Origin of the sequence: Streptomyces sp. NBC_00988 (assembly GCF_045162645.1) — a bacterium.
Classification (GTDB): Bacteria; Actinomycetota; Actinomycetes; order Streptomycetales; family Streptomycetaceae; genus Streptomyces.
The window spans coordinates 1,295,029-1,320,009 of record NZ_CP108730.1 but is presented as its reverse complement, the minus strand read 5'-3'; the positions used below and the strand labels follow the sequence as shown (position 1 = coordinate 1,320,009).

Sequence of the window (24,981 nt, the reverse complement as noted above, 5' to 3'; positions counted from 1 at the left end):
TCCGTCGTCCGGAGGACTGCGGCATTCTGCGCCCATGCAGACGGAGTTGAGCAAGAAACTGGGAATCGAGCACGCCATCTTCGGCTTCACGCCGTTCCCCGCCGTCGCCGCGGCCATCAGCCGGGCCGGCGGATTCGGAGTGCTCGGCGCGGTCCGCTACACCGCCCCCGACGACCTCAAGCACGACCTCGACTGGCTGGAGGCGCACGTCGAGGGGATGCCGTACGGCCTGGACGTCGTCATGCCCGCGAAGAAGGTCGAGGGCGTCACCGAGGCCGAGGTCGAGGCGATGATCCCGGAAGGGCACCGGCAGTTCGTCACCGAGACCCTGGCCAAGTACGGCGTGCCCGAACTCGCCGAGGGCGAGGTGTCCGGCTGGCGCATCACCGGATGGATGGAACAGGTCGCCCGCAACCAGCTCGACGTCGCCTTCGACTACCCGATCAAGCTGCTCGCCAACGCGCTGGGCTCCCCGCCCGCCGACGTCGTCGCCCGCGCCCATGACCACAACGTGCTCGTCGCCGCGCTCGCGGGCAGCGCCCGGCACGCCCGCAAGCACGCGGAGGGCGGCATCGACATCGTCGTGGCCCAGGGCTACGAGGCGGGCGGCCACACCGGCGAGATCGCCTCCATGGTGCTCACGCCCGAGGTCGTCGACGCCGTCGACCCGCTGCCGGTCCTCGCCGCGGGCGGCATCGGCAGCGGACAGCAGGTGGCCGCCGCGCTCAGTCTCGGCGCCCAAGGTGTGTGGCTCGGCTCCATATGGCTGACCACCACAGAAGCCGACATGCACTCGCCCGCCCTGACCCGCAAACTGCTCGCCGCCGGGTCCGGCGACACCGTCCGCTCCCGTGCCCTGACCGGGAAACCGGCCCGCCAACTGCGCACCGAGTGGACCGACGCCTGGGACGACACGGACGGCCCGGGTACCCTCCCCATGCCCCTCCAGGGACTGCTGGTCGCCGAGGCCGTCTCACGCATCCAGAAGTACGAGATCGACCCCCTGCTCGGCACCCCCGTCGGCCAGATCGTCGGCCGCATGAACAGCGAACGCAGTGTCCAGGCCGTCTTCGACGACCTCACCCGCGGCTTCGAGCACGCCGTCGACCGCATCAACCGCATCGCCGGAAGGAGCGGCCAGTGAGCACCCAGGGTGAGACCACACAGGGCGGGACCACACGTGGGGCGGCCACACAGGGTGTGAGCACACCTCCCGCCGGCTTCTGGGCCCAGGCGGCTCAGGATCCCGACCGTGAGGTCCTCGTCGCGCCCGACGGCGAGGTGTGGACGGCGGGCCGGCTGCACGCCGCCGCCAACCAGCTCGTCCACGGTCTGCGCGCCGCCGGACTCGAACGCGGCGACGCCTTCGCGGTAGTGCTGCCCAACGGCGTCGAGTTCTTCACGGCCCATCTGGCCGCCACCCAGGCCGGGTTCTACCTCGTCCCCGTCAACCACCACTTCGTCGCACCGGAGATCGCCTGGATCGTCGCCGACTCCGGCGCCAAGGTGCTCATCGCGCACGAGCGGTTCGCCGAGCCCGCCCGCCAGGCCGCCGACGAGGCCGGCCTCCCGGCAACCCACCGGTACGCGGTCGGCACGGTCGAGGGCTTCCGGCCGTACGCCGAACTCCTCGACGGACAACCGGAGTCGGCGCCCACGGACCGCACGCTCGGCTGGGTCATGAACTACACCTCGGGCACCACCGGCCGCCCCCGCGGCATCCGCCGCCCCCTGCCGGGCAGGCCCCCCGAGTCGGCGTACCTCGGCGGGTTCCTCGGCATCTTCGGCATCAAGCCGTTCGACGACAACGTCCACCTGGTCTGCTCACCGCTCTACCACACGGCCGTCCTCCAGTTCGCGGGCGCGAGCCTGCACATAGGGCACCGCCTGGTCCTCATGGACAAGTGGACCCCGGAGGAGATGCTCCGCCTCATCGACCGCGAGAAATGCACCCACACCCATATGGTCCCCACCCAGTTCCACCGCCTCCTCGCCCTCCCGGAGGACATACGGGCGCGCTACGACGTCTCGTCCATGCGGCACGCCATCCACGGCGCCGCCCCGTGCCCCGACCATGTGAAGCGGGCGATGATCGACTGGTGGGGCCAGTGTGTGGAGGAGTACTACGCGGCCAGCGAGGGCGGCGGTGCCTTCGCGACCGCCGAGGACTGGCTGAAGAAGCCCGGCACGGTCGGCAAGGCCTGGCCCATCAGCGAACTCGCGGTCTTCGACGACGACGGCAAGCGGCTCCCGCCCGGTGAACTCGGCACCGTGTACATGAAGATGAGCACCGGCGGCTTCGCCTATCACAAGGACGAGGCCAAGACGAAGAAGAACCGCATCGGCGACTTCTTCACCGTCGGCGACCTCGGCATCCTCGACGAGGACGGTTACCTCTTTCTCCGCGACCGCAAGATCGACATGATCATCTCGGGTGGCGTCAACATCTACCCGGCCGAGATCGAGTCCGCGCTCCTCGCCCATCCCGCCGTCGCCGACGCCGCGGCCTTCGGCATCCCGCACGACGAGTGGGGCGAGGAGGTCAAGGCCGTCGTCGAACCGTCCCCCGGCCACGAGCCAGGACCGGCCCTCGCCACCGCCCTCCTCGACCACTGCGCCGAGCAACTCGCCGGCTACAAACGGCCCAAGAGCATCGACTTCATCACCGAGATGCCCCGCGACCCCAACGGCAAGCTGTACAAGCGGCGGCTGCGGGATCCGTACTGGGAGGGGCGGACGCGGCCTGTGTGAGTGCCGCAGACACTTGGAGCGGGGAGGGTGTGGTCCGGACCCATGTGGTCTCGATCTATGTGGAGCGGGACCACCCCGACCGGCCCGCTTGACCTGCCCGGGTGGCGGCCCGAGGATCATGTGTCATGACGCCCGGACACGGCAGCACGGTTGACGGGGTACTGCGACGCAGTGCCCGGCGCACTCCCGCACGCGTGGCGGTGGACTACGGCGAGCGCTCCTGGACGTACGAGGAACTCGACGACGCCGTCTCCCGCGCGGCGAGCGTGCTCCTCGACCAGGGCCTCGCGCCGGGCGACCGGGTCGGCTCCTACGGCCACAACTCGGACGCCTATCTGATCGGCTTCCTCGCCTGCGCCCGCACGGGCCTCGTGCACGTGCCGGTCAACCAGAACCTCACCGGCGACGACCTCGCGTACATCGTCGGCCAGTCCGGCAGCACGCTGGTGCTCACCGACCCGGACCTCACCGGTCAACTCCCAGACGACGTACGGACGTTGCCGCTGCGGGACGCGGACGGCTCGCTGCTGGAGCGGCTGGCGACCGCGGCGCCGTACGACGGGCCCGAGCCGCGCACCGACGACCTGGTGCAGTTGCTCTACACCTCGGGCACGACCGCGCTGCCCAAGGGCGCGATGATGACCCACCGGGCCCTGGTGCACGAGTACTTGAGCGCCATCACCGCGCTGGACCTGAGCGCGGGGGACCGGCCGGTGCACTCGCTGCCGCTGTACCACTCGGCGCAGATGCACGTGTTCCTGCTGCCGTATCTGGCGGTCGGGGCGACGAACGTCATCCTCGATGCGCCGGACGGGGACCGGCTCTTCGACCTGATCGAGGCCGGGCGTGTGGACAGCCTGTTCGCCCCGCCCACGGTGTGGATCGGCCTCGCGAACCGGCCCGACTTCGCGACCCGTGACCTGAGCGGGCTGCGCAAGGCGTACTACGGCGCGTCGATCATGCCGGTGCCCGTCCTGGAGCGGCTGCGCGAGCGGCTGCCCAAGCTGGCCTTCTACAACTGCTTCGGACAGAGCGAGATCGGCCCGCTGGCCACCGTCCTGGGCCCCGACGAGCACAAGGGCCGACTGGACTCCTGCGGCCGTCCGGTCCTGTTCGTGGACGCGCGCGTGGTCGACGAGGACGGCAAAGACGTTCCCGACGGCACCTCGGGTGAAATCGTCTACCGCTCACCGCAGTTGTGCGAGGGCTACTGGGGCAAGCCCGAGGAGACCGCAGCCGCCTTCCGCGACGGCTGGTTCCACTCCGGTGACCTCGCGGTACGGGATGCCCAGGGCTTCTTCACCGTCGTCGACCGGGTGAAGGACGTCATCAACTCCGGTGGCGTACTGGTCGCTTCACGCCAGGTCGAGGACGTCCTCTACACCCACGAGGGTGTCGCCGAGGTCGCGGTGATCGGCCTCCCCGACGACCGCTGGATCGAAGCCGTCACGGCGGTCGTCGTCCCGCGTGGCGAGGTCACCGAGGCCCAACTCATCGACCACGCCCGGGAGAAGCTCGCCCACTTCAAGGCACCGAAGCGGGTCGTGTTCGTGGACGAACTGCCGCGCAACGCCAGTGGGAAGATCCTCAAGCGGGAGTTGCGGGAGCGGTTGGGGGACTGACCGTTCTCACCACCCGGGAGCCTGAGCGTCCTCACCTGGGAGCCGAGCCCGGGGCGGCGGGTGCCGGGGCCGTGCGGGCCACGACCACACCGGCCTGCCCGTGGTCGTCCACGGTGCCGCGCCCACGACCGCGGCAGACGTGCGCACGCTCGCCGATCTGGCCGGCCGCTACCCGAAGGTGCCGCTGGCGATCAGCCAACTGGCCGGAGCCCAATGGATGTTGGCCATCGAACTGGCCCGCGCCACCCCCAACCTCCACCTCGAACTCTCCACCGCGAACATCGTCTTCGCCGTCCGCCTCGCCATCCACGAACTCCCCACCCGCACGTTCTTCGGCTCGGACGCTCCCTACGGAGACCCGGTCGTCGCGCGCACGACGGTGGAACGGGTCACGTCTCCGGGCGAGGTGCGTGACCGGGTGCTGGGCGGGAATCTGGCGGAACTGCTGGGGTTGGGGTAACTGCGCCTGTCGGGCGGGGACTTGGGCTGGGGGAGTCGACGACGGAACCTTCGGCCGGGGGAGCCGCCTCAGGGTGTCCGCAGGTCCACGATGCGCCGGATCTTGCCCACGCTGCGTTCCAACGACTCCGGTTCCACGATCTCGACCGCGACGGAGACGCCGATGCCGTCCTTGACGGCCGTGGTGATGGCGCGGGCCGCCGCGTCCCGGGTTTCGGGGTCGGCGCCGGGGCGGGCCTCGGCCCGTACGGTGAGGGCGTCGAGGCGGCCCTCACGGGTGAGTCGGAGCTGGAAGTGGGGTGCGACGCCCGGGGTGCGCAGGACGATCTCCTCGATCTGGGTGGGGAAGAGATTCACCCCGCGCAGGATCACCATGTCGTCACTGCGGCCGGTGACCTTCTCCATGCGCCGGAAAGCGGGTCGGGCGGTGCCGGGGAGGAGACGGGTCAGGTCCCGGGTGCGGTAACGGATCACCGGCATGGCCTCCTTGGTGAGCGAGGTGAACACCAACTCGCCCTTCTCACCCTCGGGCAGGACTTCACCGGAGATGGGGTCGACGACCTCCGGGAAGAAGTGGTCCTCCCAGATGTGCAGCCCGTCCTTGGTCTCCACACACTCCTGCGCGACACCCGGACCGATCACCTCCGACAGCCCGTAGATGTCGACCGCGTCGATCGCGAACCGCTCCTCGATCTCCAGCCGCATCTGCTCGGTCCAGGGCTCCGCCCCGAAGATGCCGACCCGCAGAGAGGTCCCGCGCGGATCGACCCCTTGCCGCTCGAACTCGTCGAGGAGCGTGAGCATGTAGGACGGGGTGACCATGATGATCTCGGGCTTGAAGTCCTGGATGATCTGCACCTGGCGGGCCGTCATACCGCCGGACGCGGGGATGACCGTACAGCCCAGTCGTTCGGCACCATAGTGAGCGCCCAGACCACCGGTGAACAGCCCATAGCCGTAGGCCACATGCACCTTGTCGCCGGGTCGTCCGCCCGCGGCGTGGATGGAACGGGCCACCACGTCCGCCCACATGGAAAGGTCGTCCTCTGTGTAGCCGACCACTGTGGGGCGGCCGGTGGTGCCGCTCGACGCGTGGATGCGGCGGATACGGTCCTCAGGGACGGCGAACATTCCGTACGGGTAGTTGTCGCGCAGGTCCAGCTTGGTGGTGAACGGGAAAAGGGCGAGGTCGGAGAGTGCGCGGCAGTCGTCCGGGTGGATTCCGGCCGAGTCGAAGGACCGACGGTAGAAGGGCACGTTCGCGTAGGCGTGCCGGAGGGAGGCCCGTAGCCGCTCCAACTGCAGTGTCCTGAGCGCGTGTTGGTCGAGCCGTTCCCCCGAGTCGAGCAGCTCCGCCGCGTCCGCCATCGGTGCACCCTTTCGTCAATCGTGCCATTTCGGGCGACCGATCATTCGGTCGACGTGTGTGGGATCAGTAATCCAGCCAGCCACCCACCGGGGCAAGAGGTCTGCCCCCACTTTCTCGACGTGTCGCCCGGCAGAATGGGCACGTGGATCTTCGTCCGGAGCTCCTGCCACCGTCCGTGTCCAGGGCGCGAGTTGAGGAACTCAGCCGCGAGATCGACCGGATCGAGACCCTCTTCCACGGCGCCGACCGCGGGGCCGCCGAGGAAGCGGTGGCCGCCTTCGCCGAGGCGACGGGGCATGACTGCTCGGCGGCGGACTTCCTGGGCTCCGCCGGGGCGCGGACGCGGGAGGTGTTCGCCTTGGAGGCCGTACGCCCGGCGTGTCCGCGCGTGCCACGGACGCCGAGCACTACCTCCGGCTTTTCACGACGAACGTGGCGCATCCCGCGGCCTCGGACCTGATCTCCCATCCGCCGTCCGATCTCGCGGACGCCTCAGCCGAGCGGATCGTCAGGAACTGCCTTGCGGTGGGGCCCGGTTGACGGTGAGGATCGGCCGCATGCCGACCTTCACCGCCACCGACGGCACCGAACTCGCCTACCACGTCCGGGGCGAGGGCGAGCCGCTCGTAGTCCTGCCTGGAGGGCCCATGCGCGCCTCCACGTACCTCGGCGACCTCGGCGGACTGGCCGCACATCGTCGGCTGATCCTGCTCGATCTCCGGGGCACCGGCGACTCCGCGGTGCCGGCGGACCGGACGTCGTACCGCTGCGACCGACTCGTCGACGATGTGGAAGTGTTGCGCGCCCACATGGGGTTGGACCACATGGATCTGCTCGGCCACTCGGCGGGCGGCAGCCTCGCGATGCTGTACGCGGCCCGGTACCCCGAGCGAGTCGCACGGCTCACCCTCATCACCGCCACCCCGTGGGCACTCGACATGCCGGCCACGCCCGAGGGCCGGCTCGCCGCCGCACGGCTACGGAAGGGCGAGCCGTGGTTCGAGGCCGCGTACCCGGCGTTCGAGGCGTGGCTCGCGGGCACGGCAGACTTCGACCCGGTCTTCGAGCCCTTCTTCTACGGCCGTTGGGATGCCGCCGCCGAGAAACACTCTGCGCTCGCCGACGAGCAGTGCAACGACGAGGCCGCCGACCTGTACTTCTCCGAGGGCGCCTTCGACCCGCCCGCCACCCGGGCCGCCCTCGCGGACCTGCCCGCACCCGTCCTGGTCCTCGCGGGCGAGCTGGACGGCGGCCCCCGCCCCGATCTCGCCCACCGCGCCTCCGACGTCTTCCGCAACGCCGAGTCGGCGGTCCAGCCGGGCGCCGGGCACTACCCGTGGCTCGACGACCCGGAGTGGTTCGTGCGCCGTGTCACCGCGTTCCTCGACGGGAGCGGCGGGGCTCTGCCCTCGGCAGAGTAGGCGGATGACTCGGCGGCCCACCGGATACGTTCCCGGCATGGACACCGAGATCCGCGCCGTCAAGGCGAACGGCATCACCCTCGCCTGCCGTGTCCGGGGCCCCGAAGACGCGCCGCCCGTCCTCCTGCTCCACTGCCGGGGCACCGACGGCACCGACTGGACGCCGATCGCCGAGCGGCTCGCCAACGGTCCCGTCCCGTACCGCGTGTACGCCCCCGACCTGCGTGGCCACGGAACCAGCGACTGGCCCGGCACCGAACCGGGCGCCACGGCGGAGGCGTACGCCTACGAGGCGATGCGGGACGACATGCTCGCCCTCCTCACCGCCCTCGGCATCGAACGCGCCGACGTCATCGGGCACTCCCTCGGCGGCATCGTCGCGTATCTGGTCGCGCAGGAGGCGCCCGGCGTCGTACGGCGGCTGGTTCTGGAGGACGTGCCCGCGCCGATCGCCTTCGATCCGCCCCGGCAGCCCACCGAACGACCCGCAGGGGAGCTGCCGTTCGACTGGGCCATGATCGAGGCCACCGACGCCACAGCGAACGACCCCGACCCCATGTGGTGGGACCACATGGGGCGGATCACCATGCCCACGCTGGTGATTGCGGGTGGTCCCACCAGCGGGGTTCCTCAGGACCGGGTCGCCGCGCTCGCCGAACGGATCCCCGACGCGCGCCTGGTGACCGTCGACGCCGGACATCTCGTGCACGAGAACCGGCCGGAGGAGTTCCTCGCCGCCGTGGAGGCGTTCCTGGTGGGCGAGCAGGTCACTTCGCGTACGCCGTCATGAAGCGGTCCCGGAACTTGTCCATGCCCAGCACCGGTGCGCTGTCGGCCGGCTTGAGGCCGTCCGTCCAGCCCCAGCTGGAGATCTTGTCCAGCACCTTCGGGTCGTGGGCGACGATGGTGATCGGCACGTCCCGGTCGGCGGTGCCACCGGTGACCGTCGGGACGGGCTGGTGGTCGCCGAGGAAGACGAGGACGGTGTTCTTGTTGCCGTAGCGCTGGACCCACTGGGTCAGGCTGTCCACGGAGTACTGGATGGCCTTGCGGTACTCGGTCCGCACCCGCTTCGCGCTCTTCCAGACCTCCGTCGGGTTCGTACCCTCCTTCTTGATCTGGTTGAAGATCGTGCCGTCGCCGAGCTGGTTCCAGGGGATCGTGTGGGCGATCGGGGACCACGGGTTGTGGCTGGAGGCCAGGATGATCTCCGCCATGATCGGGTCACGGTTCTTCTTGCCGTACTCCAACTTCTCGAAGGACTCCAGGCTGAACTGGTCCGGCACCGGCGTCCAGCTGAAGTACGGGCCGTTGTAGCCGAGATGCGTGGAGTCGTAGATGTTGTCGAGGCCGAAGTACTTGCCCTCGGGCCAGGACTTGCGCACACCGGGGACGATGCCGACCGTGCGCCAGGCGCCGGTCTTCTGGAAGTAGCTGGTGAGGGTCGCGCGGGTGCTCGTCGTCACGGTCCGGTACCGCTGCTGGTTCTTGATCCACAGGCCGGACAGGAACGTCGAGTGCGCGAGCCAGCTGCCCGCGCCGGTCACGGGCGACCTGAGCCACGCGCTGCGCGACGAGAAGCCGGCCGCCTTCAGCCGGGCGTCGCCCGCCGTGAGCGTCTTGTCCATCTCCGGTGCCATCGTCGGGTCGTCGAGCGCGACCCGGCCGTAGCTCTCGATGAAGGTGAACAGCACGTCCTTGCCGCGCAGTCCGGTCAGCAGCTGGTTGGGCGGGGTCTTCGCGAACGCGTCGACGGTGAGCTGCTTCTTGAAGACGTCGGCGTCGCCCAGGCCTTCACGGACGTACTTCACACGGTTGCTGAGGAACTGGCTGTAGCCCTTGGTCGCGAGGGTGACACCGCCGACCTGCACGCTCAGGGTGAAGCACATGATCCACACGACACCGAGGACAAGTGTGGTGCGTACCGCCATGGGGCGGTGCCTGGCCATCACATCCGCCAGCCGCACCATCGCGAGCGCGCTGCCCGCGAGCACGGCGACCAGCAGGACGATCACGCCGATGATCGCGAGCACCTCGCCCGAGCGACCGAACGAGTCCTTCATCCAGTCCGCCGCGTCGCTCAACAGGACCCAGTCGAAGACCAGGTCGAACGGCCGCGCCAGGGTCTCGTAGAAGCCCATGTCGAGGCACTTCAGGACGGTGGACAGCCCGACGAACGCACCCAGCACCACGGCGGTGATCCGCCGGGCCCGCGACGGCAGCGCCAGCAGCACGACCGCGAGGACGATCAGCTCCACGGGCAGCCGGAGGAACGACTGGAACGTCATCCGGTCGAGCCGGTCGGGCACGACCAGCGCGACGACCAGCAGCGCACCGGCCAGCACGCTCGTGCCCACCCCTACGGCACGTGCGGTGCGCGGGTAACGGTGACGCCACCCGAACCAGCCTGAGCGGAGGGGGAGTTGGGACGAACGTTCGGCGGGGTCAGTGGTCTCGGCGGGTGCGGCGGAGTCTGTTGAGGCGCCGATCTTCGCGGTCTCGCCGGGTTCGGCCGACCCTGTGGGGTCTGCGGATTCCGTGGATTCGGCGGAACTTGAGGATTCGCTGGCCGCGGCGGACTCAGCGGGCTCGCCGGGATTGGCAGGCGCGGCGGCCTCGGCGTGCTCGGCGGGCTCTGCGACCTCGCTGGGCTCTACGGGCTCGGCGCACTGGGCGGATCCAGCAGGCTCGGCGGATCGTGTGGGTTCAGTGGGCTCTCCGGGCTCGGCGGCCTCCGCGTCCTTGGCGGCCCGTGCGTGCTCGGCAGACTGCTCGGGTTCAGCGGGCTCGTCGGGCCCTGCGGATGCGGGGGATCCAGCAGGTTCGGCGGACCTGGCCGGCTCGGGAGCGTCGGCCGAACCGGCCGCGTCGGCGGAGCCAGCCTCGTCGGTCGCGTCGGCCAGGTCAGCCGAGTCAGCCGCGTCGGCTGGGTCAACTGCCTCGGTCGCGTCGGCCGTTTCACTCGCGTCGATCGCCTCAGCCGAATCCGTCGACCCGGTCGCGTCAGCCGATTCCCGTGTCTCGGTCGCGTCCGCTGAGCCGCGTGGCTCGGGTGGGTCCTGTGGTTCGGGCGGTGCGGCGGCCTCCGTCGCCGCTGTCGGGTCGGTCTCCCCGGTGGCTTTCTGCTGCGCCAATGGGTGAGAGCGAGTGAAGAGCGGCACCCGAACGTCCTTCCGTGCTGAGCCCGGTGACGGCATGGCGGACCTGGCCCGGGCCACCACATCCGTCACCACCAGTACGGGCGCACGCTACCGTCAGTTCAACCCGGCCTGCGCGTTGACCCACTGTTGACTCACTGATCTGCGGCGACCGCCACCTCCCGCGCCCACCGGTAGTCCGCCTTGCCGCTCGGCGACCGCTGGATGGACTCCGAGATCACCAACTGGCGCGGGATCTTGTAGCCGGCGAGATGGGTGCGGCAGTGCGTCTGGATCTCGTCCAGGGACAGCCTTTCCGCACCCGACCGCAGTTGTACGACGGCGGCCACATGGTTGCCCCACCGCACGTCCGGCACCCCGGCCACCAGCGCGTCGTAGACATCCGGATGCGACTTGAGCGCCTGCTCGACCTCCTCCGGATACACCTTCTCCCCACCGGTGTTGATGCACTGCGAGCCGCGCCCGAGAACCGTGACGACGCCCTCCTCGTCCACGGTCGCCATGTCGCCGAGCAGGACCCAGCGCCGGCCGTCCTTCTCGAAGAAGGTCTCGGCGGTTTTCCTCGGATCGTTGTAGTAGCCGAGCGGTACGTGACCGCACTGGGCGACCCGGCCGATCTCACCGACGGCGACCGGTTCGTACGTAGCCGGATCGACCACTTGGGTGCGCGAGTTGACGCGGATGCGGAACGACTTCCCGGCCCCGGAGTCGGCCGTCGCCGTGCCGTTGAACCCGGACTCGGACGAACCGTAGTTGTTCAGCAGCATCGTGTTCGGGAGCAGCTCCTGGAACTGCCGCCGCACCGTCTCCGACATGATCGCGCCCGACGACGAGACGCTGAACATCGACGAGCAATCGGTGCCCTTCATCGGCCCGTTGAGGGCGTCGATGAGCGGCCGCAGCATCGCGTCACCGACCAGGGACATGCTGGTGACCTTCTCCTTCTCCACGGTCCGCAGCACCTCCTCCGGCACGAACTTGCGGTGGATCACGATGCGTTGGCCGAAGTTGAAGCCGATGAACGCGGTGAGCGTGGACGTGCCGTGCATCAGCGGGGGAGTGGGGAAGAACGTGATCCCCGCCCCGCCGGCCGCGACCCGCTCGGCCAACTCCTCGGGTTTCTTGACCGGTTCACCGGTCGGCGCACCACCGCCGAGCCCCGAGAAGAACAGGTCCTCCTGGCGCCACATCACACCCTTGGGCATCCCGGTCGTACCGCCGGTGTAGATGATGAACTGGTCGTCCGCCGACCGCGCCGGGAACCCGCGCTCGGGAGACCCGGCGGCTTCGACGTCCGTGAAGGCCACGGCGGACACGTCCGGTCCGTCCTCCGGCGCCGCTCCCACCCGTACCAGGTGCCGGAGTTGCTCCGCACGCGGCAGCGCGGCCGCCACCCGCTCGGTGAACTCCGTGTCGAAGACCAGCGCCACGAGATCGGCGTCCCGGTAGAGGTACACCAACTCCTCTTCGACATAGCGGTAGTTGACGTTGACCGGGACGACCCGCGCCTTGAGACAGCCCAGCACCGTCTGCAAGTACTCGATGCCGTTGTAGAGATGGAGCCCGAGGTGCTCGCCAGGGCGTATCCCGGTGGCGATCAGATGATGGGCGACGCGGTTCGCGGCCGCGTCCAACTCCGCGTAGGTCAGGCGGCGTTCCGCACCTGTGCCCGGGTGGTCGATGTACACGAGCGCCTCGCGGTCCGGGACCACGTCGACGACCGACTCGAACAGGTCGGCAATGTTGTACTCCACCACTCCTCCTGACGTCGGTTCGCCGGTCATCAGAGCAAAGGGCGCGGCAACTGTGAAGGGTCCGCGCAGAAGAAATCTGACTGAGTGTCAGAAACCCCTTGTACTGGCAGGGCGCCTCCTGCAACCTGTTCTCGTTCCGGAGGCGGTACGGCGACGGGAGGACGACCATGAGCGGTACGGAACACCTGACCGTGCGGCGCGAGGGCGCCACACTGGTGCTCACGCTCAACAGGCCCGAGGCCAAGAACGCGCTCTCGTTGCCCATGCTGGTCGGCCTCTACGACGGCTGGATCGAGGCCGACGCGGACGACGCGATCCGCTCGATCGTGCTGACCGGGGCGGGGGGCGCGTTCTGCGCGGGCATGGACCTCAAGGCGCTGGCCGGCAAGGGCATGGAGGGGCAGCAGTATCGCGATCGGCTCACGGCTGATCCGGATCTGCACTGGAAGGCGATGCTGCGCCACCACCGGCCCCGCAAACCGGTGATCGCCGCGGTCGAGGGGTACTGCGTGGCCGGCGGTACGGAGATCCTCCAGGGCACCGACATCCGGGTCGCGGGGGAGTCCGCGACGTTCGGGCTCTTCGAGGTCAAACGCGGGCTCTTCCCGATCGGTGGCTCAACTGTCCGTCTCCAGCGGCAGATTCCGCGTACGCATGCGCTGGAGATGCTGCTGACCGGGCGTCCGTACAGCGCGCGGGAGGCGGCGGACGTCGGTCTCGTCGGACATGTCGTGCCGGACGGTACGGCGCTTGCCAAGGCGCTGGAGATCGCCGAACTCGTCAACGGGTGTGGGCCGTTGGCTGTCGAGGCGGTCAAGGCGTCGGTGTATGAGACGGCGGAGCTGACCGAGACGGAGGGTCTCGCGGCCGAACTCAAGCGCGGCTGGCCGATCTTCGATACCGCCGACGCGAAGGAGGGGGCCCGTGCCTTTGCGGAGAAGCGGGCGCCCGTCTACAAGCGGGCGTAGGCGTTGTGCTGGTCGGTCGGTTCTCGTCCGCGGGTTCGTTGTGGCTGGTCGCGCCCACGCGGCGGAGCCGCCTGTACGACACAGCCCCGTGCCCCTGGGGAGATCCGCGCAACCCCGTTTGTCCAGTGAGGAGATGCTGTGCCCGAAGTACTCAAAGCCCCTCTCGTCCTCGAATTTCCCTTCACCCGTTCCCTCGGGCCCGTCCAGAGCGCGTTCCTCACCGGGCTGCGCGAACGCGTTGTCCTCGGGGTGAAGACCGGTGACGGCCGGACCCTCGTCCCTCCTGTCGAGTACGACCCCGTTACCGCCGAGGAGATTCGCGATCTCGTCGAGGTCGGTGCCATCGGCACGGTCACCACCTGGGCCTGGAACCACGAACCCCGGCGCGGGCAGCCCCTCGACACCCCCTTCGCCTGGGTCCTGGTCCGGCTCGACGGTGCCGACACCGCCCTCCTGCACGCCCTGGACGCGCCCGGCCCCGACACCGTCCGCACCGGCATGCGCGTCCGCGTCCGCTGGGCCGAGGAACGCACCGGCGCCATCACGGACATCGCCTGCTTCGAGCCGTACGAGGATGAGGGCGGAGGCGACGAGGGACACCAACCCGCCGCCCACAGCGGCGAGTTCGAGGACATGGTCACCGGCATCGTGGCGCCCGCGCGCCTCGACTACGTCTACTCGCCCGGCCGTGCCCAGACCGATTACATCCGCGCGCTCTCCGAACAACGGACCGTCGGCGAACGCTGCCCCTCCTGCCGGAAGGTGTACGTCCCGCCGAGGGGTGCGTGTCCCACATGTGGTGTCGCCACAGCGGAACATGTCGAAGTGGGTCCGGGCGGCACTGTGACCACGTTCTGCATCGTCAACATCAAGGCGAAGAACCTCGACATCGAAGTGCCGTACGTCTACGCGCACATCGCCCTCGACGGCGCCGACCTCGCGCTGCACGGACGCATCGGCGGGATTCCGTACGACCAGGTGCGCATGGGGCTGCGGGTTGAGCCGGTGTGGAGCGAGGGCGGCCGTTATCCGGACCACTACCGGCCTACCGGCGAACCCGACGCGGACTACGACGTCTACAAGGAGCTGCTGTGATGCAAGGAGCCGCTGCGATACGGGAGATCGCCGTCGTCGCCTTCGCGCAGACCGACCACCGGCGCACCACCGACGAGCTCTCCGAGGTGGAGATGCTGATGCCGGTCCTGCACGGCGTCCTCGAACAGACCGGCCTGAAGACCGCCGACATCGACTTCACCTGCTCAGGCTCCAGCGACTACCTGGCCGGCCGCGCCTTCTCCTTCACCATGGCCCTCGACGGCGTCGGCGCCTGGCCGCCGATCTCCGAGTCGCACGTCGAGATGGACGGCGCCTGGGCGCTCTACGAGGCGTGGACCAAGCTGCTTACTGGCGACGCCGACACCGCGCTCGTCTACTCGTACGGCAAGTCTTCCCCGGGCTCGATGCGCGACGTCCTGACCCGGCAGCTCGACCCGTACTACGTCGCCCCCCTCTGGCCGGACTCCGTTGCGCTCGCCGCCCTCCAGGCCCAGGCCCTCATCGACGCGGGCGACACCGACGAACCCGCCCTCGCCGCCGTCGCGGCCCGCAGCCGGACGGACGCCAGCGCCAACTCCCATGCGCAGGTGCGGGGTTCGGTGCCGCAGGGCGACTATGTCGTACGGCCGTTGCGCACCGGCGACTGTCCGCCGGTCGGTGACGGTGCCGCCGCCGTGATCCTCGCTGCCGGAGACCGGGCCCGCGAGCTGTGCGAACGGCCCGCCTGGATCAGGGGAATTGACCACCGTATCGAGGCACACGGGCTGGGCGTACGGGAGTTGACCGACTCGCCGTCCACCCGGCTGGCCGCCGAGAGGGCCGGTGCGTTCGAACGGCCCGTCGACACCGCCGAGTTGCACGCGCCGTTCACCGCGCAGGAAGTCGTCCTGCGCAAGGCGCTGCGCCTCGGTGACGACGTGCGCGTCAACCCGTCCGGGGGCGCCCTCGCCGCCAACCCGGTCATGGCCGCCGGGCTCATCCGCATCGGTGAGGCCGCCGCTCGCATCCACCGGGGCGAGTCCGACCGGGCGCTCGCCCACGCCACCTCCGGCCCCTGTCTGCAACAGAACCTGGTCGCCGTACTCGAAGGGGATCCGCGATGAGCAAGGAGCCCGTGGCCGTCGTAGGGATCGGCCAGACCAAGCATGTCGCCGCGCGGCGGGACGTGTCGATTGCCGGGCTGGTGCGGGAGGCGGCCCAACGGGCGCTGGACGACGCCGAGTTGACGTGGGCCGACATCGACGCGGTCGTCATCGGGAAGGCGCCCGACTTCTTCGAGGGTGTCATGATGCCCGAGCTGTATCTCGCCGACGCGCTGGGCGCCGTGGGAAAGCCCATGCTGCGGGTGCACACCGCCGGGTCGGTGGGCGGGTCGACTGCACTCGTCGCGGCGAATCTCGTCGCGGCGCGAGTCCACGGCACCGTCCTCACCCTCGCCTTCGAGAAGCAGTCCGAGTCGAACGCCATGTGGGGGCTGTCCCTGCCGATTCCCTTCACGCAGCCGTTGTTGGCAGGTGCGGGCGGGTTCTTCGCGCCGCATGTACGCGCCTATATGCGGCGCACCGGGGCGCCCGACACGGTCGGCTCGCTGGTGGCGTACAAGGACCGGCGCAACGCGCTGAAGAACCCGTACGCGCATCTCCACGAGCACGACATCACGCTGGAGAAGGTCCAGGCCTCGCCGATGTTGTGGGACCCGATCCGGTACTCGGAGACCTGCCCCTCCTCGGACGGCGCCTGTGCGATGGTCCTCACCGACCGGGCGGGAGCGGCTCGCGCACCACGTCCGGCGGCCTGGATGCATGGGGGCGCCATGCGGAGTGAACCCACACTGTTCGCCGGAAAGGACTGTGTGTCGCCCCAGGCCGGCAAGGATTGCGCCGCCGACGTGTACCGGCAGGCCGGGATCGCCGACCCACGCCGGGACATCGACGCCGTGGAGATGTACGTGCCGTTCTCCTGGTACGAGCCCATGTGGCTGGAGAACCTCGGATTCGCCGAGGAGGGAGAGGGCTGGAAACTCACCGAATCGGGCGTGACCGAGCTGGACGGCGACCTCCCCGTGAACATGTCAGGGGGTGTGCTTTCCACCAATCCGATCGGCGCCTCGGGCATGATCCGCTTCGCGGAGGCCGCCCTCCAGGTTCGCGGGCAAGCCGGAGAACACCAGGTGGAAGGCGCTCGACGGGTTCTCGGGCACGCCTACGGCGGCGGATCCCAGTTCTTCTCGATGTGGCTCGTGGGCAGCGAACCCCCCGCCTCCTGAAAGGTCCCCCTCACGTGGCCTGTTGGCATCAGAAACCGATCGCTAGGCTGGCCGCGGACGACGAATCGGGAGGAGCACGGACGTGGCCGAGAGCACCATCCAGCAGCACCCGCTTGCGGGCTGGGACAAGCCGGAGCTGGACCTCAGTGACGCCGATTGGCACTCAGGCAGCCGTGGACTGGGGGATGTCCAGATCGCTTTTGTCGAGGGATTCATCGCGATGCGCAACAGCGGCCGCCCGGAAAGCCCTTCCTTGATCTTCACGCCCGCGGAATGGGGCGCGTTCGTGTCGGGGGCGCGGGAAGGGGAGTTCGACCTCACCTGACGGTGGAGGTTCCCCGGCGAACCATCGGGGGAAGTGCGCACAGGCTTCTTCAGCCCGGCCTTCACTCGTGAGGGTGGCGGCCGGGCTGCGTGCCGTTCGCGGCCGCCTCCGGTTCCGCAGGAAACTCGATGCCGGTCATGTCCTGGGAGAGCGCCCACAGGCGGCGTTGCAGCGACGTGTCGTACGACTGCGGGCTGGAGCGGACCACCTTGGGGTACCCCTTGCTCTGCTGGAATCCGCGGGGGCCGTAGTACTCACCGCCCCGCACGTCCGGGTCGGTCGCGGCGCGCAGCACGGGCAGTGCTCCCCTCTCGGGGGACTGGAGGAGCAGCGGTCGGATCGCCGCGAAAGCTGTGCGGGTGAGGGCGGAGGAGTGCGACATCGCGCTTCGGGAGCCGGTGGTGTCGGCGCCGCCGGGATGCGCGGCGACGGCCAGCGGCCCGCCGGCGGGCAGTCTGTGGTCGAGCTCGTAGGTGAACAGCAGGTTGGCCAGCTTGGAGTGCCCGTACGCGGCGGTCCGGTCGTAGGGGCGTCTGCGCCAGTCGAGATCATCGAGATCGATGGGGCCGCCCATGCGGTGGCCCGCGCTGCTGACCGTGACGACTCGGGAGGCGGGCGAGGCCGGCAGCAGGTCCAGCAGCAGCCCGGTCAGGGCGAAGTGCCCCAGGTGGTTGGTTCCGAACTGGAGCTCGTAGCCGTCCGAGGTCGTCCGGTACGGCGTGTACATCACGCCGGCGTTGTTGATCAGCAGGTCGATCCGGGCGTAGGTGTCTCTCAGTTCCCCGGCCGCGTCACGGACCGAGGCGAGTGAACTCAGGTCGAGCCGCTGGACGTGCACCCGTGCCGTCGGCGCGACGAGAGTGATCTCCTCCGCCGCGCGCTTGCCCTTGTCGGTGTCCCGTACCGCCAGGACCACTTCTGCCCCGCGCAGGGCGAGGGCCTTGGCCGTCTCGAATCCGATGCCGGTGTTGGCACCTGTGATCACGGCGGTGCGGCCGTGCTGGTCGGGGATGTTCCGGGGTGTCCAGTGCGCGGGGTTCGATCCGGTCATCGGTTCCTCCAGGAGTAGTACGGGGACTGGGTGGCCGCGAGGGGGCGGCAACCATGGCCTGCCTGCCTGCCTGCCCGTTCGTTTGCTCGCCCGACGGCTCGCTCGCCGTCGAAGGTGAATAGCATTCACCTGTGGTTAATAGTGTTAACCTTGTCGGCATGGCAGTCAAACGGCGTCCCACCGGCACGCACCACGGAGATCTGCGCAACGCGCTGGAGGAGGCGGCCCTCGCCCTGGTCGGCGAGCGTGGCCCGCACGGGTTCACCCTCGCCGAGGCGTGCCGGAGGGCCGGGGTGAGCGTGTCGGCCCCCTACAAGCACTTCAGCGACCGGGAGGCACTGCTGGCCTCGCTGGCTCTGAAGGGCTACCAGGAGCAGCGGCGCCGCTACCGCATCGCGCTTGCCGCGCACGCGGATCCGGTCGAGCAGTTGGCGGCCTTCGCGACGGCCTATGTGCGGTTCGCCGCCGAGGAGCGCGCCCTCTTCGACATCACCTTCCTGGCGGGCCTCGACAAGAGCCGGCACCCCGAACTGGCCGCGGCGGGAGGTGCCTTGCACGACGACCTGATGCCCGTCACGAGCCGCATCGCCCCCGACCCGGACGAGGCGTTCGAACTGCTCGTCCAGGTCGCCGCCGCAGCTCACGGCCTGGCCCTGTTCCAGCAGCAGGACATGCTGCCCGGCCGCTGGAACACCCGGTCCTCCGTCGAGGAGCAGGCCGCACGCACGGCCCGTGTCCTCGCCGACCGGAGAACCCGCTAGGTCTGGAGACGCGCATGACCACCCCGCGCAGCGACTTCGACCAGGCTCTCGACCGCATCGGCAAGGGCAGCCACGTCAGCCTGACCACCTTCCGCCGCAACGGCCAGGCCGTCCCCACCCCCGTCGGCGGCCTCGTGCAGGACGGCGCCCTCTACGTCCTGACACCGCCGGAGACCGGGAAGGTCAAGCGGATCCGCAACAACCCTCAAGTGGCCATCGCCCCGTGCAACATGAAGGGCACCGTCCCCGTCGGTGTACCCGCCGTGCGGGCGACCGCCCGGCTCCTGGAACCCGCGGAGACCGCCCGCGTCCAAGAGTTGATGAGGCGACGCTTCTTCATGTACCGCATGGTGCACCTCCTCGACCGGGCCCTGGGCCGCGAACGCCTACTCGTGGCCATCGCCGTCACCGTCGACTCGTGATCGGCACGCATCTCACGTCACGGTCCTTGCACCCGCAGAACGCCACACTCTGCGAGGCGAGCACGTAGAAGGGGTGTCGCACCTGATTTTCCGGACACGCGACCTTGATAGCCCTTCCGGAGCCAGTGCCTGAGCCAGGCTGGCCCCGGAGGGGGAAGGTCCCGTTACTCCGGAGTTGAGGAACCCATGAGCACCCTGCCGGTCATCGCGGCGGTCGACGGTTCGGACGACAGCCTGCGCGCCCTGGACTGGGCCCTCGACGCGGCCCGTGGACGCGGGGCGCCGTTGCGGGTCGTACATGTGTGGCAGTACGCCGCCGCCTGGACACCGCCCGGCGTCCTGGTCGCCGGACCGCCGGAGCCGGACGAGGACGAGGTGCTCGACCAGGTCCGTACGCATGTCGAGGGGCGGGCCGACCGGCCGGTCATGGAGTACCTCGGGCTGCAGGGCGCACCGGGCGCCGTACTGCCCGAACTCGGCTCCACCGCACAGCTGTTGGTGCTCGGCTCGCGTGGCCGCGGCGGCTTCGCCAGCCTGCTGCTCGGCTCGAACGGCATGGCCGCCGCCCGCGACGCGGCCTGCCCCGTCGTCGTCGTGCCCAGGCCCGGCCGCGAGGTGCACGGCGCGATGCCGGCCGGACCCGGACCCCGCGTGGTCGTCGGCCTGCACGTGGACAGCCCCGACGAGACCACCCTCGCCTTCGCCTTCGCCGAGGCCGCCCTGCGCGGAGCCCGCCTCCAGGTCGTCGCCGCCTACCCGTGGCCGCCGCAGGCCTGGGCGTCCCCCGGCGAACTCGTCCCGCCGGTCATCGACCAGGACGCCATCGAGAACGAGACCCGCACCCTCACCGACGCCCTCCTCGCCCCGCACCGCGAACACCACCCGGACGTCCCCACCGAGCCGTACGTCGCCCCGGGCGACGCGGCCGGCCACCTCGTCGCCGCCTCCAAGGACGCGGACCTCGTCGTCGTGGGCCGCCATCGCCGCCGCCTGCTGTCCCCGGCCCGACTCCTCGGCTCGGTCACCCAGGCGGTCCTGCTGCACGCGGCGAGCCCGGTCGCGGTGGTGCCGCCGACGGCGTTGGAGGAGTGAGCAAGTCCCTTGTCTCTACGGTGACTTGCTCGACGGTGTCGTGCCGTGTGTGCCGCACCGGCAAGCAGGTCGGTGGTCACGGCCACAGCAACTGCCTGCGCCACCCCTCGCCTTCGCGGACGTACACGAGCCGTGTGTGCCGAGGCTCCTTGTCGCCCTGCCAGAACTCGACCGAATCCGGGCGCACGGTGTGCAGGGTCCAGCCGGGGGCCACGAGGTCCGGCTCGTCCTCAAGGCGTTCCAGTGACTCCTTGACCGCCGCGTCCCGTTCGGCGAGGTCCGCCAGCGGCTGCGACTGGCGGCCGACCAGCGCCTCCGCTCGGGCGCCGGTGCTCCGGGCCAGGAAGTCCGCCGCGCTGTCCGCCTCGCCCGCCGCCACGACGGGACCGCGCACGCGGACCTGGCGGGCGAGCGGCGACCAGTAGAACGTCAGCGCGGCGAAAGGCCGTTGGGCGAGGTCGCGGGCCTTGACGCTGCCGCCGTCCGATGCGAACCGCCAGCCGTCGGGTCCAACGCCCTTGAGGATCAAGGTCCTTGCCGACGGGTTGCCGTCGGCGCCTGCTGTCGAGACCGTCATCGCCTGCGGCTCGCGCACCCCGGCCTCCAGCGCCCCCAACAGCCACTCGGTGAACAGCTCGGACGGGGTGTCCGGCGCGGCCAAGGGATCGAAGACGGGCAGTTCGCCCGCGAAGACCTCCAGGTCGCGCAGCAGTTGACGTAGATCGTCCATCGACGTTCGCCTCCGAACCTGAGGGGCAGAGCAGTGATCCCATCGTCTGTCTCGGGCGGGACTTGATCAAGCGGGGCCCGCGCCTCCGCTGTCACTGGTGGCACAGGGAAACCGGCCGGTACGCCTTCGTCGACTACCAGGTCGCGCGACCCTCGGGAAGCGTACGCTGAGGTCCCTGTAGCTCACGGTGCGCGTTCGCTCCCCGCGCGGGCACACCACCGTGGCAGGGGGTATGGCATGGGGCAGCGGAGTGCACGCAGCAGAAGGACACTCTTCGAACGGGAGAGTGAACTCGCCGCCGTGGACGAGGCGTTGGGCGAGCTGACAGGTCTGCGGGCGGACGGCGGCGAGCCGGAGGACCGGCCACGCGGTGCCTTGCTCGCCTTCGCTGGACGGGCCGGCATCGGCAAGACCACCCTCCTCGCCGAAGTGCGCCGTCGCGCCGCCGCCAAGGGCTGCACCGTGCTCTCCGCGCGAGGCGGCGACCAGGAACAGCGCGTCGCCTTCCACGTCGCCCGACAGCTGCTGCAGCCGCAGTTCGCCGGTTCGGCCGACGCCGATCTCCGCTCCTCGCTGGGCAGTTGGTACGACATCGTCGGCCCCGCCCTCGGCCTGTGCGCACCCACCGAAGGCTCCCCGCCGGACCAACAGGGTCTGCGCGACGGGCTCGACTGGGTGCTCACCCACCTCGCGGTGCAGCGCGGCCCGATGGTCCTCGTCCTCGACGACGCGCACTGGGCCGACCCCGAATCCCTGGGCTGGCTGGCCGCGTTCGCGCCCCGCGCCGAACAACTCCCGCTGCTGGTCGTGGTCGCCTACCGGCCCGACGAACTCCCCGGCCACGCCGAGTCGTTGAGGGGACTGCCCGGCCGGGCCGGCGGACGTCCCCTCGACCTCGAACCGCTCAGCGTCGCCGCCGTGGCCGACCTGGTGCGGGAGACGCTCGGCGAGCACGCCGACGACGCGTTCTGCCACGAGTGCTGGGCCGTCACCGCCGGGAACCCCTTCGAGACCGTCGAACTCACCGCCAAGATCCACGACCGGGGCCTGACCCCCACCGAGGCCGGGGCCTACCAACTGCGCGACCTCGCCGCCGCCGTCAAGGGCAGCGGCCTCACCACCCGCCTCGAACGGCTCGGCACCTCGACCGTCCGTTTCGCCTGGGCCTGCGCGGTCCTCGGCACCGAGCCCCATCCGATGCTCGCCGCAGCCGTCGCCGGACTCGGCCACGAGGAGGCGGCCGACGCCGTCGACGCGCTGCGCGGCGCCCGCATCCTCACCGGCACGCTGACCGCGGCGGACACCCTCGAATTCGTGCACCCGCTCATCGCCACCGCCGTCTACCGGGCCATCCCCGCCGGCGTCCGCGTGGCCCTGCACGGCCAGGCCGCCTGGTGCGTCATCAACGAGGGCCAGGGTCCTTCCGCCGCCGCCCGCCACCTCATGGAGACCCACCCCGACGGCGACAACTGGGTGGTCCAGCAGCTCCGCGCGGCGGCCGGTGAGACCCTGCGCGCGGGCGCCCCCGACACGGCCCGCAGCTACCTCGCCCGCGCCCTGCGCGAACCCCCGCCCTTCGACGACCGGGCCGCCGTCCTGTACGAACTGGGCAGCGCCTCCCTGCTCACCGAACCGGCGACCACCGTCAACCATCTGCGGGCCGCCCTCGAAGAGCCGATCAGCGACGCCGGTCTGCGGCAGAACATCGTCTACCGCCTCTCCCAGGTCCTCGCCCACAGCGACCGACTCGCCGAGGCCTCCGACACGCTCGCCCGCGAGATCCGCGTCACCGACGACGCCCGGGTCAAACTGCGCATGGTCTCCGAGCAGTTCATGTGGGACGCCTTCCGCGCCGACGAACCCGACCACCCCTCACGCTCCCGCCGGCTCACCAAACTCGCCGACCGTCTCAAGGGCCGCGACCTCACCGAGCGGTACATCATCGGCCTGCGTACCTGGGACGCCGTACTCCGTGGTGAACCCGCACATGTGGCCCTGCACCATGCCGAACGCGCATTGAGTGGTGGTCTCGGCTGGGCGGAGGCCGACCGCGGCTTCGAGGTGCCGGTGCTGGTCGCCCTCACCTTCATGTACTGCGACCGGCCGGGCCGCGCGGAGGAACTCTTCGCCACCGGTATCGCCGACTTCGAACAACAGGGCTGGCGCGGCGCGCACCTGTCCTTCGGGTACACCTTCCTCGGCTACCTCCGCTACCGGCGCGGCCGCCTCGCCGAGGCCGAGGACTTCGCCCGCGCGGGCCTGCGCCTCGCCGAACGCGTCGGACCCGGCACCCCCGTCTACTGGTACGGCACCGGCATCCTCATCGAGGTCCTGCTGGCCCGCGGCCGGGTCGCCGAAGCCGTACAACTCGCCGAGGACCACGCCTTCGCGGAACCCTTCCCGGCCGCCGTCGTCTTCCCGGACGCCCAGACCGTGTACGGCGAACTCCTCCTGGCCCGGGGCCTCGCCAAGGAGGCCGCCGCCGAACTCGCCTCCGCCGGCCGCCGTTTGGACCCGCGCGGCATCCGCAACCCCGCCTGGTGCCCCTGGCAGCTCCACCTCGCCCGCGCCGAACGCCACGACACCCCCGAGCGCGCCGTCGCCACCGCCCACGAAGCGGTCGCCCGCGCCCGCCAGTTCGGCACCCCGTCCGCCATCGGCCAGGCCCTGCGCGTCGCCGCCGAGGTCTCCACCGGTTCGGCCCGCGCCAAACTCCTGGAAGAGTCCGTCACCCACCTCGAACGCTCCCCGGCCGCCTACGAGTTGGCCTGCGCCCTCGTCGCCCTGGGCACCGAACTCCGCCGAGCAGGCAGGTCCAAGGAAGCCGGCGACCACCTCTACCGAGGCCTCGACGCAGCCGTCCAATGCGGCGCCGACGGCCTCGCGGACACGGCCCGCGCCGAACTGGCAGCAGCAGGCCTACGCCCCCGCCGCCTCCACAGCACGGAGACCGACACCCTCACGACCCAGGAACGCGCCGCCGCGATCCTGGCAGCCCAAGGCCACACGGACGCCGAAATAGCCGTAGAACTCCAGACGGACGAACAGACGGCGGTACGCCTGCTCTCGGCGGCCTACCGAAAACTGGGCACGGACTGCACAGGCCTGGGAGCGGCACTGATCCAGCCGACGTAGGGCCGAACCCCTAGGGGCGCGGGGCTGTCTCAATGTGCGGCTGCGCCGCGTGGGCGCGCTCAGCCCCCACGCACCCGCACCCGACAACGAACCCGCGCCAAACCACGTGCCCATCGCCGAACGGCACCCCGTACCATTGCTGCATGTCGTTCCTCCGCCGCCGCAGCGCCACCCCCGCCGGCCCCGAATTCGATGTGCTGGCCATGGACCCGGGCGACTGGCCCGGCAACCTGGGTGCCGGTCTGCTGCCCGCGCCCGACGGCACCTGCCAGGGCGTGTTCCTGCGGTACGACCTCTTCGGCGGCCGCGGCCCCGCGATGGTCATCGGCAATCTGCCGGAGGGCTCCCCGGCCCGTGACGTCGCCGAGGACGAGATCCCGTTCGAGGTCGCGCAACTGCTCCTCGCGCTGGAGAACGACGAGGAGGTGACCGTCGTAGGCGTCGAGGACATGCCGGTGATGCAGGGCGACAACCTGCTGATCGTGCGCCGCCTCAAGCTCTCCGAGAGCCGGATCTCCTGCGTCCAGTTCGACCGCAGCGACAACGTCCTGGTCACCATCGCCGCCTGGGACCGCCCCATCACGGACGACCTCTACGCCCTGCTGAAACCGCTCCCGGCGGAACTGTTCCAGCAGGGCTGA

At 70.3% G+C, this 24,981-nt stretch carries 22 protein-coding genes; 17 read left to right on the top strand and 5 right to left on the bottom strand.

Going from position 1 to position 24,981, the window contains the following annotated elements; all coding sequences use genetic code 11:
- Nucleotides 1–34: 34 nt before the first annotated feature.
- From OG496_RS06195 to OG496_RS06180, 4 genes are all read left to right on the top strand, one after another.
- The gene (locus tag OG496_RS06195; RefSeq protein ID WP_405969920.1) at nucleotides 35–1,144 is read left to right on the top strand and encodes a nitronate monooxygenase; all 1,110 of its coding nucleotides are present in this window, start codon (nucleotides 35–37) and stop codon (nucleotides 1,142–1,144) included.
- Nucleotides 1,145–1,200: 56 nt separating this feature from the next.
- The gene (locus OG496_RS06190; protein WP_405976571.1) at nucleotides 1,201–2,751 is read left to right on the top strand and encodes an acyl-CoA synthetase; all 1,551 of its coding nucleotides are present in this window, start codon (nucleotides 1,201–1,203) and stop codon (nucleotides 2,749–2,751) included.
- A gap of 125 nt (nucleotides 2,752–2,876) precedes the next feature.
- Nucleotides 2,877–4,373, top strand: a complete 1,497-nt coding sequence (locus tag OG496_RS06185) for an acyl-CoA synthetase (protein ID WP_405969919.1) — start codon at nucleotides 2,877–2,879, stop codon at nucleotides 4,371–4,373.
- Nucleotides 4,374–4,473: 100 nt separating this feature from the next.
- Entirely contained in the window at nucleotides 4,474–4,833 is a 360-nt protein-coding gene (locus OG496_RS06180; RefSeq protein ID WP_405969918.1) for an amidohydrolase family protein, read from the top strand.
- 68 nt (nucleotides 4,834–4,901) lie between these two features.
- Here OG496_RS06180 and paaK read toward each other — a convergent pair whose 3' ends face one another.
- Nucleotides 4,902–6,200 (bottom strand): phenylacetate--CoA ligase PaaK, encoded by a 1,299-nt coding sequence (gene paaK / locus OG496_RS06175; protein WP_405969917.1) that lies wholly within the window; start codon nucleotides 6,198–6,200, stop codon nucleotides 4,902–4,904.
- Nucleotides 6,201–6,343: 143 nt separating this feature from the next.
- Here paaK and OG496_RS06170 point away from each other — a divergent pair, with 143 nt between their 5' ends.
- The 3 genes from OG496_RS06170 to OG496_RS06160 all read left to right on the top strand — a co-directional run bounded on the left by OG496_RS06170 (nucleotide 6,344) and on the right by OG496_RS06160 (nucleotide 8,412).
- Nucleotides 6,344–6,661, top strand: a complete 318-nt coding sequence (locus OG496_RS06170; RefSeq protein ID WP_405969916.1) for a hypothetical protein — start codon at nucleotides 6,344–6,346, stop codon at nucleotides 6,659–6,661.
- Between the two features lie 97 nt (nucleotides 6,662–6,758).
- Complete coding sequence (locus OG496_RS06165) at nucleotides 6,759–7,622, top strand: alpha/beta fold hydrolase (protein ID WP_405969915.1); 864 nt, start codon at nucleotides 6,759–6,761, stop codon at nucleotides 7,620–7,622.
- 37 nt (nucleotides 7,623–7,659) lie between these two features.
- The gene (locus OG496_RS06160) at nucleotides 7,660–8,412 is read left to right on the top strand and encodes an alpha/beta fold hydrolase (protein ID WP_405969914.1); all 753 of its coding nucleotides are present in this window, start codon (nucleotides 7,660–7,662) and stop codon (nucleotides 8,410–8,412) included.
- Here the strand turns inward: OG496_RS06160 and OG496_RS06155 are convergent.
- Nucleotides 8,390–10,111: a sulfatase gene (locus OG496_RS06155; protein WP_405976570.1), complete on the bottom strand. Its 1,722-nt coding sequence runs from the start codon at nucleotides 10,109–10,111 to the stop codon at nucleotides 8,390–8,392. The genes OG496_RS06160 and OG496_RS06155 overlap by 23 nt on opposite strands.
- Before the next feature lie 803 nt (nucleotides 10,112–10,914).
- Complete coding sequence (locus OG496_RS06150) at nucleotides 10,915–12,534, bottom strand: acyl-CoA synthetase (RefSeq protein ID WP_405969913.1); 1,620 nt, start codon at nucleotides 12,532–12,534, stop codon at nucleotides 10,915–10,917.
- Between the two features lie 167 nt (nucleotides 12,535–12,701).
- On the opposite strand from OG496_RS06150, the gene OG496_RS06145 reads away from it, so the two are divergent.
- From OG496_RS06145 to OG496_RS06125, 5 genes are all read left to right on the top strand, one after another.
- Nucleotides 12,702–13,502 carry a crotonase/enoyl-CoA hydratase family protein gene (locus OG496_RS06145; RefSeq protein WP_399388763.1) on the top strand — a complete coding sequence of 267 codons (801 nt, stop codon included), beginning with the start codon at nucleotides 12,702–12,704 and terminating at the stop codon, nucleotides 13,500–13,502.
- Between the two features lie 138 nt (nucleotides 13,503–13,640).
- Complete coding sequence (locus tag OG496_RS06140) at nucleotides 13,641–14,597, top strand: OB-fold domain-containing protein (RefSeq protein WP_366492241.1); 957 nt, start codon at nucleotides 13,641–13,643, stop codon at nucleotides 14,595–14,597.
- Nucleotides 14,597–15,661 (top strand): thiolase domain-containing protein, encoded by a 1,065-nt coding sequence (locus OG496_RS06135; RefSeq protein WP_405969912.1) that lies wholly within the window; start codon nucleotides 14,597–14,599, stop codon nucleotides 15,659–15,661. Before OG496_RS06140 ends, OG496_RS06135 begins: the two co-directional genes overlap by 1 nt.
- Entirely contained in the window at nucleotides 15,658–16,824 is a 1,167-nt protein-coding gene (locus OG496_RS06130; protein WP_327406278.1) for a thiolase domain-containing protein, read from the top strand. Before OG496_RS06135 ends, OG496_RS06130 begins: the two co-directional genes overlap by 4 nt.
- 82 nt (nucleotides 16,825–16,906) lie before the next feature.
- Nucleotides 16,907–17,149, top strand: a complete 243-nt coding sequence (locus OG496_RS06125) for a DUF397 domain-containing protein (RefSeq protein WP_019057879.1) — start codon at nucleotides 16,907–16,909, stop codon at nucleotides 17,147–17,149.
- A gap of 61 nt (nucleotides 17,150–17,210) precedes the next feature.
- Here OG496_RS06125 and OG496_RS06120 read toward each other — a convergent pair whose 3' ends face one another.
- Nucleotides 17,211–18,200 (bottom strand): oxidoreductase, encoded by a 990-nt coding sequence (locus tag OG496_RS06120; RefSeq protein ID WP_405969911.1) that lies wholly within the window; start codon nucleotides 18,198–18,200, stop codon nucleotides 17,211–17,213.
- Nucleotides 18,201–18,358: 158 nt separating this feature from the next.
- Between OG496_RS06120 and OG496_RS06115 the strand changes: the two genes are divergently transcribed.
- The 3 genes from OG496_RS06115 to OG496_RS06105 all read left to right on the top strand — a co-directional run bounded on the left by OG496_RS06115 (nucleotide 18,359) and on the right by OG496_RS06105 (nucleotide 20,475).
- A complete protein-coding gene (locus OG496_RS06115; RefSeq protein ID WP_405969910.1) occupies nucleotides 18,359–18,961 on the top strand; it encodes a TetR/AcrR family transcriptional regulator in 603 nt (200 codons plus the stop codon).
- Nucleotides 18,962–18,975: 14 nt separating this feature from the next.
- Nucleotides 18,976–19,383 carry a PPOX class F420-dependent oxidoreductase gene (locus OG496_RS06110; RefSeq protein WP_405969909.1) on the top strand — a complete coding sequence of 136 codons (408 nt, stop codon included), beginning with the start codon at nucleotides 18,976–18,978 and terminating at the stop codon, nucleotides 19,381–19,383.
- A gap of 186 nt (nucleotides 19,384–19,569) precedes the next feature.
- Nucleotides 19,570–20,475: a universal stress protein gene (locus tag OG496_RS06105; protein WP_405969908.1), complete on the top strand. Its 906-nt coding sequence runs from the start codon at nucleotides 19,570–19,572 to the stop codon at nucleotides 20,473–20,475.
- Nucleotides 20,476–20,551: 76 nt separating this feature from the next.
- Here the strand turns inward: OG496_RS06105 and OG496_RS06100 are convergent, their stop codons facing one another.
- Nucleotides 20,552–21,205 (bottom strand): pyridoxal 5'-phosphate synthase, encoded by a 654-nt coding sequence (locus tag OG496_RS06100; protein WP_405969907.1) that lies wholly within the window; start codon nucleotides 21,203–21,205, stop codon nucleotides 20,552–20,554.
- A gap of 237 nt (nucleotides 21,206–21,442) precedes the next feature.
- On the opposite strand from OG496_RS06100, the gene OG496_RS06095 reads away from it, so the two are divergent.
- Both OG496_RS06095 and OG496_RS06090 read left to right on the top strand, forming a co-directional pair.
- Nucleotides 21,443–24,340 carry an AAA family ATPase gene (locus OG496_RS06095; RefSeq protein WP_405969906.1) on the top strand — a complete coding sequence of 966 codons (2,898 nt, stop codon included), beginning with the start codon at nucleotides 21,443–21,445 and terminating at the stop codon, nucleotides 24,338–24,340.
- A gap of 143 nt (nucleotides 24,341–24,483) precedes the next feature.
- Nucleotides 24,484–24,981, top strand: a complete 498-nt coding sequence (locus tag OG496_RS06090) for a hypothetical protein (RefSeq protein WP_033280692.1) — start codon at nucleotides 24,484–24,486, stop codon at nucleotides 24,979–24,981.